This window comes from Serratia sp. AXJ-M (genome assembly GCF_046531865.1).
GTDB lineage: Bacteria > Pseudomonadota > Gammaproteobacteria > Enterobacterales > Enterobacteriaceae > Serratia > Serratia liquefaciens.
On record NZ_CP059394.1, the window covers coordinates 417,621 to 435,870 of the forward strand.

Genomic DNA, 18,250 nt, shown 5'->3' on the forward strand with positions numbered 1-18,250 from the left:
ACTGTCCTACTGATTGTACTTGAAAAACGCCTCAGATAAACGCCATGAAAGAAACTGTGCTTTTTTTCTTCTTTTTTGTACTTCTGGTCTTATTCTGCTCTTGTCATATGCTGGATTATTGCGTAGAATTCGCGCCCTATTGTGAATATTTATAGCGCGCTCTGTACTGAACAGTTGGGCACGCGGAAAGCGGAGTTTTATATGTACGCGGTTTTCCAAAGTGGTGGTAAACAACACCGAGTAAGCGAAGGTCAAACCGTTCGCTTGGAAAAGCTGGACATCGCAACTGGTGAAGCTGTTGAGTTTGACCAGATTCTGATGATTGCTAATGGCGAAGATATCAAAATCGGCGTTCCTTTCGTCGATGGCGGTAAGATCAAAGCTGAAGTCGTTGCTCACGGTCGTGGCGAGAAAATTAAGATTGTTAAGTTTCGTCGTCGTAAGCACCATCGTAAGCAGCAGGGCCACCGTCAGTGGTTCACTGACGTTAAAATCACCGGCATCAGCGCTTAAGTTAGGGGAGCAGATTAATGGCACACAAAAAGGCTGGCGGCTCGACTCGTAACGGTCGCGATTCAGAAGCTAAACGTCTGGGCGTTAAACGCTTTGGCGGCGAAGCAGTACTGGCAGGCAGCATCATCGTTCGTCAGCGCGGCACTAAATTCCACGCTGGTACCAACGTGGGTTGCGGCAAAGACCACACTCTGTTTGCTTTGAAAGACGGTAAAGTCAAATTCGAAGTTAAAGGCCCGAGCAATCGTAAATTCATCAGCATCGAAGCTGAATAATTTTTCGAGCCTTACGAAATAGATGTAAGCCCCGCAACTCGTTGCGGGGCTTTTTACATTTATGGGCTGCTTGTGCATCGGCCCGTCAGCGCTGGCAAAAGGTAAGATGGAAACGAAACAGCAGGTCGGAATTGGCATTTTCCTGGCGGTAACTACGGCAGTTTGCTGGGGTGCATTGCCGATTGCGATGAAAGAAGTGCTGGTAGTGATGGAGCCGTTTACCGTCGTTTGGTATCGATTTACCATCGCGGCGCTGGGGCTGGGGATCATTTTGGCCGTGCGCGGCAGATTGCCGCCGGTGACCATGTTCCGTCAACCACGCTGGCTGCTGATTTTGGCCATCGCCACCGCGGGCCTGCTGGGGAATTTTATCTTCTTCAGCTCTTCGTTGCAGTACCTTAGCCCGACCGCATCGCAGGTCATCGGCCAGCTGTCGCCGGTCGGTATGATGTTTGCCAGCGTGCTGGTTTTAAAAGAGCGGATGCGCATCACCCAGGTGATTGGCGCACTGATGCTGATTTGCGGGCTGCTGTTGTTCTTCAATGTCAGCCTGATTGAGATTTTTACCCGCCTGACGGATTACACCCTGGGGGTGCTGTTGGGCGTGTGTGCGGCGATGGTCTGGGTGACTTATGGCGTGGCGCAGAAAGTGTTGCTACGTCGATTAGCCTCGCCGCAAATTTTGGTAATGTTGTACACTTTATGTGCGATCGCGCTATTCCCTCTGGCCAAGCCTGAGGTGATTTTCCAGCTCAGCGGCTGGCAATTAGCCTGTTTGCTGTTCTGTGGCGCCAACACGCTGATTGGCTATGGTGCACTGGCGGAAGCCATGGCGCGCTGGCAGGCGGCGCAGGTGAGTGCGTTAATCACGCTGACCCCGCTGTTTACCCTGCTGTTTTCAGATTTGTTGGCGCTGGCCTGGCCACACGTATTCGCCGCCCCGACATTGAATGTCGTCGGTTATGTCGGCGCTTTCGTCGTGGTAGCGGGCGCCATGTTTTCCGCAATTGGTCACCGTTGGTGGCCGCGACGGGCAGAAACCCGCCTGGTTGCTCCTTTGAAGCAGCCCGGTGAATGATTTACGGAGACGGTAAATGAAGTTTGTAGATGAAGCAGCGATTTTGGTCGTTGCAGGTGACGGTGGTAATGGTTGCGTCAGCTTCCGCCGCGAAAAGTATATCCCGAACGGCGGCCCTGATGGCGGTGACGGCGGCGATGGCGGCGACGTCTATCTGTTGGCGGACGAAAACCTCAACACGCTGATCGACTACCGCTTTGAGAAATCTTTCCGTGCTGAACGTGGCCAGAACGGCCAAAGCCGTGACTGTACCGGCAAGCGTGGCAAAGATATCACCATCAAGGTACCGGTCGGTACCCGCGTGCAGGATCAGGGCACCGGTGAGATCCTCGGTGACATGACCCGCCATGAACAACGTCTGATGGTGGCGAAGGGCGGTTGGCACGGTTTGGGCAACACCCGTTTTAAATCATCAGTTAACCGTGCGCCGCGCCAGAAAACGCTGGGCACCGCCGGTGAAGCACGTGACATCTTGCTGGAGCTGTTGCTGCTGGCCGATGTTGGCATGCTTGGCCTGCCAAACGCCGGCAAATCCACCTTCATTCGTGCAGTGTCTGCCGCTAAGCCGAAAGTGGCCGACTATCCATTTACCACTCTGGTCCCAAGCCTGGGCGTGGTACGTATGGATCACGAACAGAGCTTCGTTATTGCCGACATTCCTGGCTTGATCGAAGGGGCTTCAGACGGTGCCGGCCTGGGTATTCGCTTCCTGAAGCACCTGGAGCGTTGCCGCGTTCTGCTGCACCTGGTGGATATCGCACCTATCGATGAATCCGATCCGGTAGAAAACGCCAAAGTCATTATCAACGAGTTGAATCAATACAGCGAAAATCTGGCGCAGAAGCCACGCTGGCTGGTTTTCAACAAGGTTGACCTGATAGGTGAGGAAGAAGCCGCCGAGCGCGCCAAGGCGATTGCAGAAGGCATGGGCTGGGAAGGCAAGTACTACATGATCTCCGCGGTGAATCGCGAAGGCGTGAATGCGCTGTGCTGGGACGTGATGAAGTTCATCAACACCCAACCGAAAGCCATGGCTATCGAAGAAAGCGCACCGGAGAAAGTCGAGTTCATGTGGGATGATTACCACCGTGAACAGATCGCTGAAGTGGAAGCTGAAGCGGAAGACGATTGGGATGATGACTGGGACGAAGATGACGACGAAGGCGTCGAAATCATTTACCAGAAATAATCTTGCAAAGAAAAGGGCTCAGTTAAAAACTGGGCCCTTTTTTATTGGCATTATTTTTTCAGGACATTCTCAGGTAACCAGCATTGTGCATTCAGCCCGTGGGTATCCTGGCGATTTTCCAGAGTCAGACGGCCTTGGTGCAGTTGCACTATGCGGGTGACGATGTTCAGTCCCAGTCCGCTGCCGCCATAGCGTTGATCCATACGGCGGAATGCCTGAGTGAGCTCACCTTCCATTTGTTCTTTGATTCCCGGGCCTTCATCCGTCACTTGCAACTGATAGCCGGGTTTCTGCTGTGTCAGCTGCACCTGAATGCTGCTGCCTTCCGGGCTGTAGCGGTGAGCATTTTCTACCAGATTACGCAGCAGCAGGCGAAGCAGGACCGGATCGCCATGCATCGGGGCCGCCGCCGGGAGCTGCCATTGCAGTTTTTGTCCGCGCTGGCGGGTCAACTCCTCAAGTTCTTCTTGTAGCGGCAGGATCACGTCGCTCACCCAATCGAAACGCTGATAGTGGCCGCTGGCAAAGTCTTGTCCGGCACGCGCGAGCATCAGCAATTGTTCGACGGTATGCATCAGTTGATCTATGCGGGTGATCAACGGCTTACTTTGCGGGACCCCCTGTTTTTCCATTAACTCCAGGTGCAGTCGTATCCCCGCCAGTGGCGTACGTAACTCATGTGCGGCATCTGCGGTGAACAGTCGTTCCTGTTGAATGGTGTTATCCAAGCGTGAGAACAGTTGGTTGAGTGTGGTGGTGACCGCCATAATTTCGAGGCTGTCTCCGCTGAGCGGCAGAGGCGTCAGGTTATCGGCGGAACGCTTCTCCAACCGTTGCTGCAGCTGATTGAGCGGGCGAATAATCCAGCTGATAGCCCAGAATGAGGCCAGCAGGGTGACGATCATCATGATCAGCGAAGGGGCGAGCAGTGAGGCTATCGCCTCGGCGATTTCCGTATCGACACGCTCGGTACGCACCTTGGCCGACAGGGTTTCATCCACCAGGAAACTGATTTGCTCCTGGCTTTCATGCCAGAGCCAAAAGGCGCTGATTAACTGGGTGACCAACAGGATCAGCGCCAGCATCAACAACAGACGACGGCGCATGCTGATCATGATGAGGATTCCAGACGATAGCCAATGCCACGAACGGTACGGATGCGGTCCTTGCCCAATTTACGGCGCAGGTTATGGATATGCACTTCCAGCGTGTTGGAGCCTAAATCATCCTGCCAGGTATAAAGATCCTGCTGCAACAGCTCGCGATTAACCGTTTGACCGGCGCGCATCATCAGGCGGGAGAGGATGGCGAATTCTTTCGGCGTCACCTCCACCGGCTGCTGCTGAACATAAACCTGCTGGCTGGAGAGATTGAGCTGGAGATCGTCCAACTGAATAAGATTGTCGCTGTGGCCCTGATAGCGGCGGATCAGGGCGCGCACGCGCGCCTGTAGTTCAACTAACGCGAAGGGCTTGACCAGGTAATCGTCAGCACCGGCGTCCAGCCCCTCGACCCGGTCTTCCAGTGCGTCACGGGCGGTCAAAATCAGCACTGGCAGGTCGACCTGCTGGCGGCGCCACTGCCGCAGCAGGCTGGCACCATCCATGTCGGGCAAGCCCAGATCGAGGATAATCATGCTGTATTGGCTGGTGATGAGCAGAGCATTGGCCTCCGCTGCCGTGGCGGCGCAGTCACAGGCATAGCCTTCCCCGGCTAATGCCAGTGCCAACCCTTGTTGCAGCAGCTCATCGTCTTCCACAATCAGCAGTTTCATCATAACCCTCAGTTATTCTGATAAATATCCCGGTACAGACGGCTTTCGAAACGCACCAGTGGTGCTCGACGCTGCTTTTGATCTTCCGGCGGTACGGCATAGCCTGAAAGATACTGTACGAAGGCAAAACGCTGGCCGCTGGCGGTAGTGATAAATCCGGCCAGGTTATATACGCCCTGCAGCGCACCGGTTTTGGCGGAAACTTTACCGTCGACACCGGCTTCGTGCAGCCCGCCACGGTAGCGCAGCGTTCCGTCGTAACCGGACAGCGGCAGCATCGAAATAAAGTTCAGCTCGCTGTCATGCTGCGCAATGTATTGCAGCGCCTGCATCATGGTCGCCGGAGCCAGCAGGTTATGGCGTGAAAGGCCTGAGCCGTCTACCACGATGCTGTTGCCCAAATCCACGCCGGCCTTCTGACGCAGCACCTGACGCACGGCGTCAGCGCCGGCACGCCAGGTACCCGGAACGCCAAAACGTTCATGACCGATGGTGCGGAAGACGGTATCGGCAATCATGTTGTCCGATTTCTTCAGCATAATCTTCAGCAATTCGTGCAGCGGCGCTGATTGAGTCTGGGCGATCACCGTGCCTTTCAGGCCCGGCTGTGTCTGGCGCTTCAGGTGTCCGTCGATCTGGATACCTGCCTGGGTCAGCTCATCTTTCAGGATCGCCCCGGCATAGCTCGCACCATCCTGAATGGCGAAGGCCAGCGGCAAAGGTTCGCTACGTTGTGTCAGGCAACCGGTCAGGGTAAAGCGGTTCAATTCGCCCGGCACCACGTCCAGCTCGCAGTATTGGGCATCCGCAGACCCTTTTGCCAACGTGCGAACCTGGCTAAACATATTGACCGGATAATAGGAGGCCACGCGAATAAAGGCCATATCGCCCGGATTGGGGGCGCTGTACAGCGACACCGAGAAACAGTTGCGGTCGACTATCGCCGCCGCCGGCGGTGCGCTGAAACACTGCGTCAGGTCGTTCCACGGCCAGCCGGGGGCTTTGTCATGGCTGGCGAATACCGAGGTATCGACCAGCACATCGCCGGTAATCTGGCGCACGCCCTGTTTTTTCAGGATCGCCACCATGTTGCGCAGGCTCTGGCGCTTAAAGGTCGGATCGCCGCCAAAGCGGGCAATCAGGTTGCCGCGCAGCACGCCGTCACTGATATCGCCCTGGCTCTCCAGCGTGGTGGTGAAGCGATAGTCTGGGCCGAGCTGCAACAAGGCAGCTAAAGCGGTCAGTACTTTTTGGGTACTGGCCGGCAACGCCATTTGCTGAGAGTGATAATCGATGGTCGGAGCGCTAGCGCCGATCTTCTGAACTACCAGGGCAAGGTTGGCCCCATCAGGCAAATATTGTGTGTAATCTTCAACCGGGGCCGCATTCGCATTCAGAACAAATGCGCAAGCCAATGCACTGACAATTCGTGAAAAACGCATAATCTCGGGATAACAGCTGGATAACGTGCCGTCATACTACGGTGCATTCAGGGAAAAAGTAAACGATGACCCTCAAGGAACTCTAGGCTAAAATGCGTATCAAAATGCAAAATCGATCCTGACTTGGGCAAGGGTTCCGAGTCAGGCTTCTTTTGTTTATCGCCTGGAGGCGGGGGGCACGTACCCACCGTTTTTTCATACGAACACGTCAGGATGACGGCTATTTGAACAGGAAAGATTTAGAGGTATTTATACTATGAAACAGATTCCGATGACTTTGTTTGGCGCTGAAAAACTGCGCGAAGAACTCGAATATTTGAAAGGCGTGCGCCGTCCGAAAATCATTGCGGACATCGCTGACGCCCGTGAACACGGCGATTTGAAAGAAAACGCAGAGTATCATGCGGCGCGTGAGCAGCAGGGATTCTGTGAAGGACGTATCCAGGAAATTGAAGCCAAGCTGTCGAACGCGCAGGTGATCGATATCACCAAGATGCCAAACAATGGCCGCGTGATTTTTGGCGCTACCGTATCGGTGCTGAACCTGGATAGCGAAGAAGAAGTGACCTACCGTATCGTTGGCGACGACGAAGCTGATTTCAAGAAAAATCTGATTTCTGTCAATTCGCCTATGGCACGTGGCCTGATCGGCAAAGAACAAGATGATGTGGTTGTGATAAAAACCCCGGGTGGCGATGTCGATTATGAGATCTTGAAGGTTGAATATCTCTGATCACCTTCCAATCGTGCAGAAAATCGCCAGGGTTTTGTAAAGAAAGGAAAAAGGCCGCGTGCGGCCTTTTATCTGAATCAGGTGCATGGCACCTTTTCGTTAACCCAATGCTTATTAACGCGGTAGACTGATCTTGCGCTCTTTAGACGGGCGGTAAAGAATAAGCGTACTACCGATGACTTGCACATTGCAGGCACCCGTTTCGCGCACGATAGCGTCGGCGATCAGGGTTTTGGTTTCGCGATCTTCAGCAGCGATTTTTACCTTGATCAGCTCATGATGCTCCAGAGCCTGTTCAATTTCAGCCAGCACCCCTTCGGTGAGACCGTTATTACCCAGCATGACAACCGGTTTTAACGGATGCGCCAGGCCTTTCAGGTGCTGTTTTTGTTTATTATTCAGATTCATTGTCTTTTTTGCTTAAGTTGGGATTGAAAACGGTACATTCTACCGCCATCTCATGTATATCACCAAATCGGTCTTCATCGGTGTGAGTCTACATGAGCTGCGAACCTGACATTAAGACTCTTTTTATGATAGTTGGAAAACGAGATGGCTAATAAAAAGCGTTCTGCTAGCTCCAGTCGCTGGTTACAAGAACACTTTAGCGATAAATATGTGCAACAGGCGCAGAAAAAAGGGCTACGTTCGCGCGCCTGGTTTAAACTTGATGAAATACAGCAGAGTGACAAACTGTTTAAACCTGGCATGACCGTAGTAGATTTAGGTGCGGCGCCGGGTGGTTGGTCGCAGTATGTCGTGACTCAGATTGGCGGTTCCGGCCGCATCATCGCCTGTGATATTTTGCCAATGGATCCTATCGTTGGCGTCGATTTCCTTCAGGGCGATTTTCGTGATGAACTGGTGCTCAAGGCTCTGTTGGAACGTGTAGGTGAAAGTAAGGTTCAGGTGGTCATGTCTGACATGGCCCCGAATATGAGTGGCACTCCGGCCGTCGATATTCCAAGATCGATGTATCTGGTGGAATTAGCACTGGGAATGTGTCGTGATGTCCTCGCACCAGGCGGAAGTTTCCTGGTGAAGGTGTTCCAGGGAGATGGCTTTGACGAGTACCTACGGGAAATTCGCTCCCTGTTTACGAAGGTTAAGATTCGTAAGCCAGACGCTTCCCGCGCACGTTCGCGCGAAGTGTACATTGTAGCGACAGGGCGCAAGCTGTAGTACCCTAACGCTGTTTGTTAACACAGTTGTAATATGAGGTTAATCCCTTGAGTGACATGGCGAAAAACCTAATTCTCTGGTTAGTCATCGCGGTAGTGTTGATGTCTGTATTCCAGAGCTTTGGGCCCAGCGAGTCGAATGGCCGTAGGGTGGATTACTCTACCTTCATGTCCGAACTGACCCAAGATCAGGTTCGCGAAGCGCGAATCAATGGACGTGAAATTAACGTTACCAAGAAAGACAGTAACAAATACACGACCTACATCCCTGTCAACGATCCTAAGTTGCTGGATACGTTGTTGACCAAGAATGTGAAAGTGGTTGGTGAACCGCCTGAAGAGCCGAGTTTGCTGGCTTCTATCTTTATTTCATGGTTCCCGATGCTGTTGCTGATCGGGGTCTGGATCTTCTTCATGCGTCAAATGCAGGGCGGCGGCGGCAAGGGCGCGATGTCCTTCGGCAAGAGCAAGGCCCGCATGCTGACGGAAGACCAGATCAAAACCACTTTTGCTGACGTTGCCGGCTGTGACGAAGCGAAAGACGAAGTAAGCGAACTGGTGGAATACCTGCGCGAGCCGAGCCGTTTCCAGAAGCTGGGCGGCAAGATCCCGAAAGGCGTGCTGATGGTTGGCCCGCCGGGGACAGGTAAAACCCTGCTGGCGAAAGCGATCGCCGGTGAGGCGAAAGTGCCGTTCTTCACCATTTCCGGTTCTGACTTCGTGGAAATGTTTGTGGGTGTCGGTGCTTCCCGTGTGCGTGACATGTTCGAGCAGGCGAAGAAAGCGGCACCGTGCATCATCTTTATCGATGAAATCGATGCCGTCGGTCGCCAGCGTGGTGCCGGCCTGGGCGGCGGTCATGACGAACGTGAGCAGACGCTGAACCAGATGCTGGTTGAGATGGACGGCTTTGAAGGCAACGAAGGTATCATCGTTATCGCTGCGACCAACCGTCCAGACGTGCTTGACCCGGCGTTGCTGCGTCCAGGCCGTTTCGACCGCCAGGTTGTGGTGGGCTTGCCGGACGTGCGTGGCCGTGAGCAGATCCTGAAAGTGCATTCACGCCGCGTGCCACTGGCACCCGATGTTGATGCTTCTGTACTGGCTCGTGGTACGCCTGGCTTCTCCGGTGCTGACCTGGCCAACCTGGTCAACGAAGCTGCGCTGTTTGCCGCACGTGGAAACAAACGTGTTGTGTCGATGGTGGAGTTCGAAAAAGCCAAAGACAAGATCATGATGGGTGCAGAACGTCGCTCCATGGTGATGACCGAAGCGCAGAAAGAGTCGACCGCGTATCACGAAGCTGGCCACGCCATTATTGGTCGCCTGGTTCCTGAGCACGATCCGGTGCATAAGGTCACGATTATTCCTCGTGGCCGTGCGTTGGGTGTGACCTTCTTCCTGCCGGAAGGGGATGCGATCAGCGCCAGCCGTCAGAAGCTGGAAAGCCAAATCTCTACTCTGTACGGCGGCCGTCTGGCTGAAGAGATCATTTACGGACCGGAAAAAGTCTCTACCGGTGCCTCGAACGACATTAAAGTGGCGACCTCGATTGCCCGCAACATGGTGACCCAATGGGGCTTCTCCGAGAAGCTGGGGCCATTGCTGTATGCGGAAGAAGAGGGCGAAGTGTTCCTGGGCCGTTCAGTGGCCAAGGCGAAGCACATGTCGGACGAAACCGCGCGCATTATCGACCAGGAAGTTAAATCCCTGATTGAACGTAACTATGTGCGAGCGCGTTCGCTGTTGATGGAAAACATGGACATCCTGCATTCAATGAAGGACGCCCTGATGAAGTACGAAACCATCGACGCGCCGCAGATTGACGATCTGATGAACCGTAAAGACGTGCGTCCGCCAGCGGGTTGGGACGATGTGGGCAAGGGCAGCAATTCCGACAACGGTGGCACACCAAAAGCCCCGACGCCGGTTGATGAACCGCGCACACCAAACCCAGGCAATACCATGTCTGAACAGCTAGACAAGTAACTTTGGCTGTGTAATAACATCGAACCCCGGCATGCCGGGGTTTTTTATTGCCCGGCGGGCAGTGAACCAGGCGACAGTAAGGTGGATTAGCAATGCAGTTAACCGTGCGAGACATGACTCTCGATCTTTCCCATCCGCGGGTGATGGGGATCCTCAACGTGACCCCGGATTCTTTTTCTGACGGCGGCCAGCACAACCAGCTAAATCAGGCTTTGCTGCACGCGCATGCGCTGATTTCGGCCGGTGCGACCATGATTGATGTGGGCGGCGAGTCGACCAGACCGGGAGCGGCTGAGGTCAGCGAAGACGAAGAGATCGCGCGCGTAGTCCCCGTCGTTGAAGCCATTGCCCGGCGTTTTGAAGTTTTTATCTCGGTAGATACTTCGAAAGCAGGGGTGATCCGCGAGTCGGCTCAGGCCGGTGCGCACCTGATCAACGACGTTCGCTCATTGCAGGAGCCGGGCGCATTGGCCGCTGCGGCGGAAAGCGGGTTGCCAGTGTGCCTGATGCACATGCAGGGTGAGCCACGAACCATGCAGCAGGCACCGCACTACGACGATCTGATTGGCGATGTGAACGCTTTTTTTCAGCATCATATAGAACGCTGTAATGCCGCCGGTATTACAAATCAGAAATTGCTGCTCGACCCCGGGTTCGGTTTCGGTAAGAATTTAGCGCACAATTATCAGCTTCTGGCCAGATTGTCTGAGTTTCATCACTTCGGCCTGCCGCTTTTGGTGGGAATGTCGCGTAAGTCGATGATTGGGCAACTGCTGAATGTCCCCCCTGATCAGCGGGTTATCGGCAGCGTAGCCTGTGCGGTTATCGCCGCCATGCAGGGAGCGCAGATTGTCAGAGTGCATGACGTTAAAGAAACCGTCGAGGCGATGCGTGTCGTCGAGGCAACCATTTCAGCTAAGGGATGATAGAGACATGAGCGAGCGCAAATATTTTGGTACCGACGGCATTCGTGGCAAGGTCGGTGAGAGTCCTATTACCCCTGATTTCGTTCTGAAACTGGGCTGGGCGGCGGGCAAGGTGCTGGCACGCCACGGTTCTCGTAAAATTATTATCGGCAAAGACACCCGTATCTCAGGTTACATGCTTGAGTCGGCATTGGAAGCCGGTCTTGCCGCGGCGGGGCTGTCTGCTTCCTTCACGGGGCCTATGCCGACGCCGGCGGTAGCCTATTTGACGCGTACCTTCCGTGCGGAAGCCGGTATTGTGATCTCCGCTTCTCATAACCCGTTTTACGACAACGGCATTAAATTCTTCTCCATTGATGGCGCGAAGCTGCCGGATCATGTGGAAGAAGCCATTGAAGCCGAAATGGAAAAACCGCTGACCTGCGTAGAATCTTCCGAACTGGGTAAAGCGAGCCGGATCATCGATGCCGCCGGCCGTTACATCGAATTCTGTAAAGGCACCTTCCCGAGCGAACTGAGCCTGAAAGGCCTGAAAATTGTGGTGGACTGCGCCAACGGCGCGACCTATCACATTGCGCCGAGCGTGCTGCGTGAACTGGGTGCCACGGTGATTGCCATCGGCGTTGAACCGGACGGCATGAACATCAATGAAAAATGCGGTGCAACAGACGTTCGCCAACTGCAAGAGCGCGTGCTGCAGGAGAAAGCGCACGTCGGTCTGGCATTTGACGGTGACGGTGACCGGGTGATGATGGTTGATCACCTTGGCCACAAGGTCGACGGCGACCAGATCCTTTACATCATTGCCCGTGAAGGATTGCGTCAGGGCCAATTGCGCGGTGGTGCGGTAGGCACGCTGATGAGCAACATGGGGCTCGAACTGGCACTTAAGCAACTGGGCATTCCCTTCGCTCGCGCCAAAGTCGGTGACCGTTACGTACTTGAGAAGCTGCAGGAACTGGGATGGCGCATTGGTGCGGAAAACTCCGGCCATGTAATCCTGCTGGATAAAACTACCACCGGTGACGGCATCGTTGCCGGTCTGCAGGTACTGACGGCGATGGTCCGCAACAACATGAGCCTGCACGACCTGTGTAGCGGCATGAAATTACTGCCGCAGATCCTGGTCAATGTGCGCTTTGTCGGTGAACACAACCCACTGGAATCCGACGAGGTGCGTAAAATCACCGAGCAGGTCGAGGCTGAACTGGCCGGCCGCGGCCGCGTGCTGCTACGTAAATCCGGTACCGAACCGCTGATCCGCGTGATGGTGGAAGGCGAGGACGAGCAGCAAGTGACGGCATTGGCACATCGCATTGCCGACGCGGTGAAATCTGCGGGCTAACGCTTTTTTGATCGGTCCGGGGGCAACCGCTGCCCTCGGAAATCACAGCCTGCGAATTTTATTGGCGTTTTTTTCCGCAAACGCGCCGGTGGCTGCAAATTGCCCTTGCGTGGTTTGGCGCCTTTGGTTAGTATTCACACCCGCTTCAGTGGGCAGTTTGATATAACGCCTGCGACTTCTTAATAGAATTAGAAGCCTTTGGGGTGTGAAGCATTTGGCACGCGGTGAAGCCGCAAGGATACGGGTACAACTATGTACGAAGCTCTTCTGGTAATTTTCCTGCTGATCTCAATCGGGCTGGTTGCTCTGATTATGCTGCAGCAAGGTAAAGGCGCTGATATGGGAGCCTCATTCGGAGCAGGTGCTTCTGGCACATTGTTCGGTTCGAGCGGTTCCGGTAACTTCATGACCCGCATGACGGCTGTGCTGGCGACGCTGTTCTTCGTCATCAGTCTGATCCTGGGCAACCTGAGCACCAACCAGAGCAAGAAAGGCAGCGAGTGGGAAAACCTGGGTCAGCCAGTGAAATCTGAGCAGACTACCGCGCCGGCAGCACCAACCAAGCCGAGCAGCGATATCCCGCAGTAACAGAGTTTGAAAACGGTTGTTATTACCTCATTAAAATAACGGCCGTTAGCAGTAAGAATCAGTACCGAGGTGGTGGAATTGGTAGACACGCTACCTTGAGGTGGTAGTGCCCTAACGGGCTTGTGGGTTCGAGTCCCATCCTCGGTACCAAATCCCAGAGATAACTTGCAATTTTGCGATTATCGGCGTAATATTTGCCACGTTTTCGGACGCGGGGTGGAGCAGCCTGGTAGCTCGTCGGGCTCATAACCCGAAGGTCGTCGGTTCAAATCCGGCCCCCGCAACCACTTTCCTTTAAGTGTTTATTTTCAAATACACTTTTCGATTGAATTCCGCTTTTCTCGATCAACATTTGAAAATGACACTTGTTAGAAAGTTGCACCGAAGCCGCTTAGCGGCAAACAGGGTCCAGTTGCATAAAGCCCCGAATTTTCGGGGTTTTTTGTTATTTGGCAACAGAATCACTGGGCTATTAGGCCCTTTTTTTATGTCTTGGGGGTGGGCTTGTCCACATTAGAGCAAAAATTAACAGAGATGCTTTCGGCACCGGTAGAAGCGTTGGGCTTTGAACTTGTAGGCATCGAATTTATTCGTGCGCGCCAATCGACGCTCCGTATCTATATTGACAGTGAAAACGGCATCAATGTTGACGATTGCGCTGATGTCAGCCACCAGGTCAGCGCTGTATTGGACGTCGAAGAGCCAATCACAGTCGCTTACAACTTGGAAGTCTCCTCTCCTGGCCTTGATCGCCCGATGTTCACCGCCGAACACTATACTCGTTTCCTCGGTGATGAAGTCAGCTTGGTCCTGCGCATGGCCGTACAGAACCGTCGCAAATGGCAGGGCATTATCAAGTCTGTCGATGGCGAGATGATCACGGTTACTGTGGAAGGGAAAGATGAAGTGTTCGCGCTGAGCAATATCCAGAAAGCGAACCTGGTACCCCACTTTTAAAGTTTGGATGAGGCAACTAGGATGAATAAAGAGATTCTGGCTGTTGTTGAAGCTGTTTCCAATGAAAAATCCCTTCCGCGTGAGAAGATTTTCGAAGCGCTGGAAACCGCATTAGCCACCGCCACCAAGAAAAAATACGAGCAGGAAATCGAAGTTCGCGTCAGCATTGACCGCAAAACTGGCGATTTCGATACCTTCCGCCGTTGGGTCGCCGTAGATGAAGTGACTCAGCCAACGCGTGAAATCACGCTGGAAGCTGCGCAGTATGAAGAGCCAGGCATCGAGCTGGGCGGTTACATCGAAGATCAGATTGAATCTGTGACCTTCGACCGTATCACCACTCAAACCGCGAAGCAGGTTATCGTACAGAAAGTACGTGAAGCCGAGCGCGCTATGGTCGTTGATGCTTTCCGTCAGCACGAAGGTGAAATCGTCACCGGCGTAGTGAAGAAAGTTAACCGTGACAGCATTGCGCTGGATCTGGGCAGCAACGCCGAAGCGGTAATTGGCCGTGAAGACATGCTGCCGCGCGAAAACTTCCGTCCAGGCGACCGCATCCGCGGCATCCTGTACGCCGTTCGTCCCGAAGCCCGTGGTGCCCAGCTGTTCGTCAGCCGCTCCAGCGCCGAGATGCTGAAAGAACTGTTCCGCATCGAAGTACCGGAAATCGGCGAAGAAGTGATTGAAATTAAAGCGGCAGCCCGCGATCCAGGCTCCCGTGCGAAAATTGCAGTGAAAACCAACGACAAACGCATCGACCCGGTCGGCGCTTGCGTAGGTATGCGCGGTGCGCGCGTTCAGGCCGTTTCGAGCGAGCTCGGCGGTGAACGTATCGACATCATCCTGTGGGATGATAACCCTGCGCAGTTCGTCATCAACGCCATGGCGCCGGCAGACGTTGCCTCGATCGTGGTTGATGAAGATAATTGCACTATGGATATCGCCGTTGAAGCCAGCAATCTGGCACAGGCGATCGGCCGTAATGGCCAAAACGTGCGTTTGGCATCCCAGCTGTTAAAACAACACCGTGACGACGACCGTTGGGAACTGAACGTGATGACGGCGGACGATCTGCAGGCCAAGCACCAGGCCGAAGCTCATGCCGCCATTGATACCTTCACCAAGTATCTTGATATCGACGAAGATTTCGCCACCGTACTGGTTGAAGAAGGCTTCTCTACGCTGGAAGAATTGGCTTACGTGCCAATCAAAGAGCTGCTGGAAATCGACGGTCTGGATGAAGATATGGTTGAAGCGTTGCGCGATCGCGCCAAAGCTGCATTGACCACGCTGGCCCTGGCCCAAGAAGAAAGCCTGGGCGACCAAAAACCTGCTGACGATTTGCTCAACCTTCCGGGTCTTGAGCGCAGCATGGCCTTTAAACTGGCCGCGCGTGGGGTTTGTACGCTGGAAGATCTTGCCGAGCAGGGTGTTGACGATCTGGCTGATATTGAAGGGCTTAGCGATGAGCAAGCCGGCGAGCTGATTATGGCCGCACGTAATATCTGTTGGTTTGGCGACAACGCGTAATAAACTGTAGCAGGAAGGAACAGCATGACGACAGATGTAACCGTAAAATCGCTGGCAGCAGAGATTCAGACTCCAGTTGATCGCCTGGTACAGCAGTTTGCTGATGCAGGGATTAACAAGTCTGAGACAGACTCTGTAACCCAACATGAGAAAGAAGCCTTACTGGCGCACCTGAACCGTGAACACGGTAGCGCGCCTGGTAAGCTCACGTTGCAGCGCAAAACGCGCAGCACCTTGAATATTCCGAGCACCGGCGGTAAAAGTAAATCGGTGCAAATTGAGGTCCGCAAGAAACGCACTTATGTAAATCGCGATACGCCAGAAGCCCAACAGGCTGAAGCGGCAGAGCAGGCACAGCGTGAAGCGGAAGAGCAGGCACAGCGCGAAGCGGAAGAGCTAGCGAAACGCGAAGCAGAAGCGAAGCGCGCAGCCGAAGAGCAAGCCAAACGTGAGGCCGCGGAGATTGCTAAGCGTAATTCAGCGGAAAAAGAAAAAGTGACGAATCAACATACCGACGAAATGACCAAGCCAGCTCAGGCAGAAAAAGCACGCCGTGAAGCCGAAGCCGCTGAACTGAAACGTAAAGCGGAAGAGGAAGTACGCCGTAAGGTCGAAGAAGACGCCAAACGCGTAGCGGAAGAAGCTCGCCGCATGGCAGAAGAGAACGGTGAGAAGTGGGCCGAAGCTGAAGCAGCAAGCGCTGCGGTTGAAACAGCCGATTACCACGTGACTACCTCTCAGCACGCCCGTGCCGCTGAAGACGAAAACGACGCTAAAGTTGAAGGCGAACGCCGCAGCCGCACCCGTGGCGGTAAAGCGACCAAGCAGAAGAAAGGCAACAAGCTTTCCGAGTCTAAAGCAGACCGTGAAGAAGCGCGCGCCGTTACCCGTGGTGGTAAAGGCAAGCGTAAGCCAAGCACTCTGCAGCAGGGCTTCAACAAGCCAGCTCAGGTGGTTAACCGCGACGTTATTATCGGCGAAACCATCACCGTAGCCGAACTGGCTAACAAAATGGCGGTTAAAGGCTCTCAGGTCATCAAAGCGATGATGAAGCTGGGCGCAATGGCCACCATCAACCAGGTCATCGATCAGGAAACCGCGCAGCTGGTTGCCGAAGAGATGGGCCACAAAGTTATCCTGCGTCGTGAGAACGAGCTGGAAGAAGCGCTGATGAGCGACCGTGATACCGGTGCAGCGGCTGAGCCACGTGCGCCAGTTGTGACCATCATGGGCCACGTCGACCACGGTAAAACTTCTTTGCTGGACTACATCCGCTCCACCAAGGTGGCAGCAGGCGAGGCCGGCGGTATTACCCAGCATATCGGTGCTTACCACGTAGAAACCGACAACGGCATGATCACCTTCCTGGATACCCCAGGCCACGCAGCCTTTACTTCAATGCGTGCCCGTGGTGCTCAGGCGACTGACATCGTTGTTCTGGTTGTTGCTGCCGACGACGGCGTGATGCCGCAAACCATCGAAGCTATCCAGCATGCGAAAGCAGCGCAGGTACCGTTGGTGGTTGCAGTGAACAAAATTGACAAGCCGGAAGCCGATCCGGATCGCGTTAAGCAAGAACTGTCCCAGTACGGCGTTATGCCGGAAGAGTGGGGCGGCGAAGCTCAGTTCGTTCACGTATCTGCGAAAGCCGGTACCGGTATCGACGAACTGCTGAACGCTATCCTGCTGCAGTCCGAAGTTCTCGAACTGAAAGCAGTACGCAGCGGCATGGCCAGCGGCGTAGTTATCGAATCCTTCCTGGATAAAGGTCGTGGTCCGGTTGCTACCGTGTTGGTACAGGAAGGTACGCTGAACAAAGGCGATATCGTTCTGTGTGGCTTCGAATACGGCCGCGTGCGTGCGATGCGTGACGAGCTGGGTCGCGAAGTGACCTCTGCGGGTCCTTCTATTCCGGTTGAGATCCTGGGTCTGTCCAGCGTTCCTGCCGCCGGTGATGAAGCGACCGTTGTGCGTGACGAGAAGAAAGCGCGTGAAGTTGCGCTGTACCGTCAAGGCAAGTTCCGCGAAGTTAAACTGGCGCGTCAGCAGAAATCCAAACTGGAAAACATGTTTGCGAACATGACCGACGGTGAAGTTTCTGAGCTGAACATCGTACTGAAATCCGACGTACAGGGTTCTTGTGAAGCCATCATGGATTCACTGTTGAAACTCTCTACCGACGAAGTGAAAGTGAAGATTGTTGGTTCTGGCGTAGGTGGTATCACTGAAACCGACGCAACGCTGGCAGCCGCTTCCAACGCCATCATCCTGGGCTTCAACGTCCGTGCCGATGCTTCTGCGCGCCGCGTGATTGAAGCAGAAAGCCTGGATCTGCGTTACTACTCCGTGATCTATAACCTGATCGACGAAGTGAAGCAGGCGATGAGCGGTATGTTGGCGCCTGAGTACAAGCAGCAGATCATCGGTCTGGCCGAAGTGCGTGACGTGTTCAAATCACCTAAATTCGGTGCTATTGCCGGTTGTATGGTTACCGAAGGTAACATCAAGCGTCACAACCCAATCCGCGTTCTGCGCGACAACGTGGTTATCTATGAAGGCGAGCTGGAATCCCTGCGCCGCTTCAAAGATGACGTTAACGAAGTCCGTAACGGCATGGAATGTGGTATCGGCGTTAAGAACTACAACGACGTGCGCGTCGGCGACATGATCGAAGTCTTCGAAATCATCGAGATCCAACGTACCATCGCTTAACGCTAGCACATCTGCTTA

Annotated in this window: 17 protein-coding genes and 2 tRNA genes; 15 read left to right on the forward strand and 4 right to left on the reverse strand. The window is 54.2% G+C overall.

Annotated features, from left to right (window positions below; all coding sequences use genetic code 11):
- Positions 1–201: 201 nt before the first annotated feature.
- The 4 genes from rplU (at position 202) to cgtA (ending at position 3,055) form a co-directional block, all read left to right on the forward strand.
- Positions 202–513 carry a 50S ribosomal protein L21 gene (rplU, locus tag H0S68_RS01950; RefSeq protein ID WP_004933561.1) on the forward strand — a complete coding sequence of 104 codons (312 nt, stop codon included), beginning with the start codon at positions 202–204 and terminating at the stop codon, positions 511–513.
- A gap of 17 nt (positions 514–530) precedes the next feature.
- Positions 531–788, forward strand: a complete 258-nt coding sequence (gene rpmA, locus H0S68_RS01955; RefSeq protein WP_004933559.1) for a 50S ribosomal protein L27 — start codon at positions 531–533, stop codon at positions 786–788.
- Between the two features lie 106 nt (positions 789–894).
- On the forward strand, positions 895–1,866 hold the full coding sequence (locus tag H0S68_RS01960; protein ID WP_041415179.1) for a DMT family transporter: 972 nt from the start codon (positions 895–897) through the stop codon (positions 1,864–1,866).
- Positions 1,867–1,882: 16 nt separating this feature from the next.
- Complete coding sequence (cgtA, locus tag H0S68_RS01965; protein WP_020824943.1) at positions 1,883–3,055, forward strand: Obg family GTPase CgtA; 1,173 nt, start codon at positions 1,883–1,885, stop codon at positions 3,053–3,055.
- Positions 3,056–3,105: 50 nt separating this feature from the next.
- Here the strand turns inward: cgtA and pmrB are convergent, their stop codons facing one another.
- The 3 genes from pmrB to dacB are packed head-to-tail and all read right to left on the reverse strand — an operon-like array spanning position 3,106 to position 6,271.
- Positions 3,106–4,170: a two-component system sensor histidine kinase PmrB gene (pmrB, locus tag H0S68_RS01970; RefSeq protein ID WP_122076758.1), complete on the reverse strand. Its 1,065-nt coding sequence runs from the start codon at positions 4,168–4,170 to the stop codon at positions 3,106–3,108.
- Complete coding sequence (gene pmrA / locus H0S68_RS01975; RefSeq protein ID WP_122076761.1) at positions 4,167–4,829, reverse strand: two-component system response regulator PmrA; 663 nt, start codon at positions 4,827–4,829, stop codon at positions 4,167–4,169. Before pmrA ends, pmrB begins: the two co-directional genes overlap by 4 nt.
- An 8-nt stretch (positions 4,830–4,837) precedes the next feature.
- Complete coding sequence (gene dacB / locus H0S68_RS01980; protein ID WP_115060317.1) at positions 4,838–6,271, reverse strand: serine-type D-Ala-D-Ala carboxypeptidase; 1,434 nt, start codon at positions 6,269–6,271, stop codon at positions 4,838–4,840.
- A gap of 256 nt (positions 6,272–6,527) precedes the next feature.
- Between dacB and greA the strand changes: the two genes are divergently transcribed.
- Complete coding sequence (gene greA / locus H0S68_RS01985) at positions 6,528–7,004, forward strand: transcription elongation factor GreA (RefSeq protein WP_020824947.1); 477 nt, start codon at positions 6,528–6,530, stop codon at positions 7,002–7,004.
- A 114-nt stretch (positions 7,005–7,118) separates the two neighbouring features.
- On the opposite strand, the gene yhbY is transcribed toward greA, so the two are convergent.
- Entirely contained in the window at positions 7,119–7,412 is a 294-nt protein-coding gene (gene yhbY, locus H0S68_RS01990; RefSeq protein WP_004933536.1) for a ribosome assembly RNA-binding protein YhbY, read from the reverse strand.
- A 144-nt stretch (positions 7,413–7,556) separates the two neighbouring features.
- Here yhbY and rlmE point away from each other — a divergent pair, with 144 nt between their 5' ends.
- From rlmE to infB, 10 genes are all read left to right on the forward strand, one after another.
- Complete coding sequence (rlmE, locus tag H0S68_RS01995) at positions 7,557–8,186, forward strand: 23S rRNA (uridine(2552)-2'-O)-methyltransferase RlmE (protein ID WP_012004940.1); 630 nt, start codon at positions 7,557–7,559, stop codon at positions 8,184–8,186.
- 56 nt (positions 8,187–8,242) lie between these two features.
- On the forward strand, positions 8,243–10,174 hold the full coding sequence (gene ftsH, locus H0S68_RS02000) for an ATP-dependent zinc metalloprotease FtsH (protein ID WP_041414147.1): 1,932 nt from the start codon (positions 8,243–8,245) through the stop codon (positions 10,172–10,174).
- Positions 10,175–10,266: 92 nt separating this feature from the next.
- On the forward strand, positions 10,267–11,100 hold the full coding sequence (gene folP / locus H0S68_RS02005; RefSeq protein WP_020824949.1) for a dihydropteroate synthase: 834 nt from the start codon (positions 10,267–10,269) through the stop codon (positions 11,098–11,100).
- A gap of 7 nt (positions 11,101–11,107) precedes the next feature.
- Positions 11,108–12,445, forward strand: coding sequence for a phosphoglucosamine mutase (gene glmM / locus H0S68_RS02010; RefSeq protein ID WP_130016090.1), 1,338 nt, complete (start codon positions 11,108–11,110; stop codon positions 12,443–12,445).
- A gap of 252 nt (positions 12,446–12,697) precedes the next feature.
- Entirely contained in the window at positions 12,698–13,033 is a 336-nt protein-coding gene (gene secG, locus H0S68_RS02015) for a preprotein translocase subunit SecG (RefSeq protein WP_020824951.1), read from the forward strand.
- 63 nt (positions 13,034–13,096) lie between these two features.
- Positions 13,097–13,183 (forward strand) — tRNA-Leu (locus tag H0S68_RS02020).
- Between the two features lie 60 nt (positions 13,184–13,243).
- Positions 13,244–13,320, forward strand: a tRNA-Met gene (locus H0S68_RS02025).
- 217 nt (positions 13,321–13,537) lie between these two features.
- Positions 13,538–13,990: a ribosome maturation factor RimP gene (rimP, locus tag H0S68_RS02030; RefSeq protein WP_071827073.1), complete on the forward strand. Its 453-nt coding sequence runs from the start codon at positions 13,538–13,540 to the stop codon at positions 13,988–13,990.
- Between the two features lie 21 nt (positions 13,991–14,011).
- A complete protein-coding gene (gene nusA / locus H0S68_RS02035; protein WP_004952855.1) occupies positions 14,012–15,520 on the forward strand; it encodes a transcription termination factor NusA in 1,509 nt (502 codons plus the stop codon).
- A 24-nt stretch (positions 15,521–15,544) separates the two neighbouring features.
- Positions 15,545–18,232, forward strand: coding sequence for a translation initiation factor IF-2 (gene infB / locus H0S68_RS02040; RefSeq protein WP_020824953.1), 2,688 nt, complete (start codon positions 15,545–15,547; stop codon positions 18,230–18,232).
- The last annotated feature ends 18 nt before the right edge of the window (positions 18,233–18,250 follow it).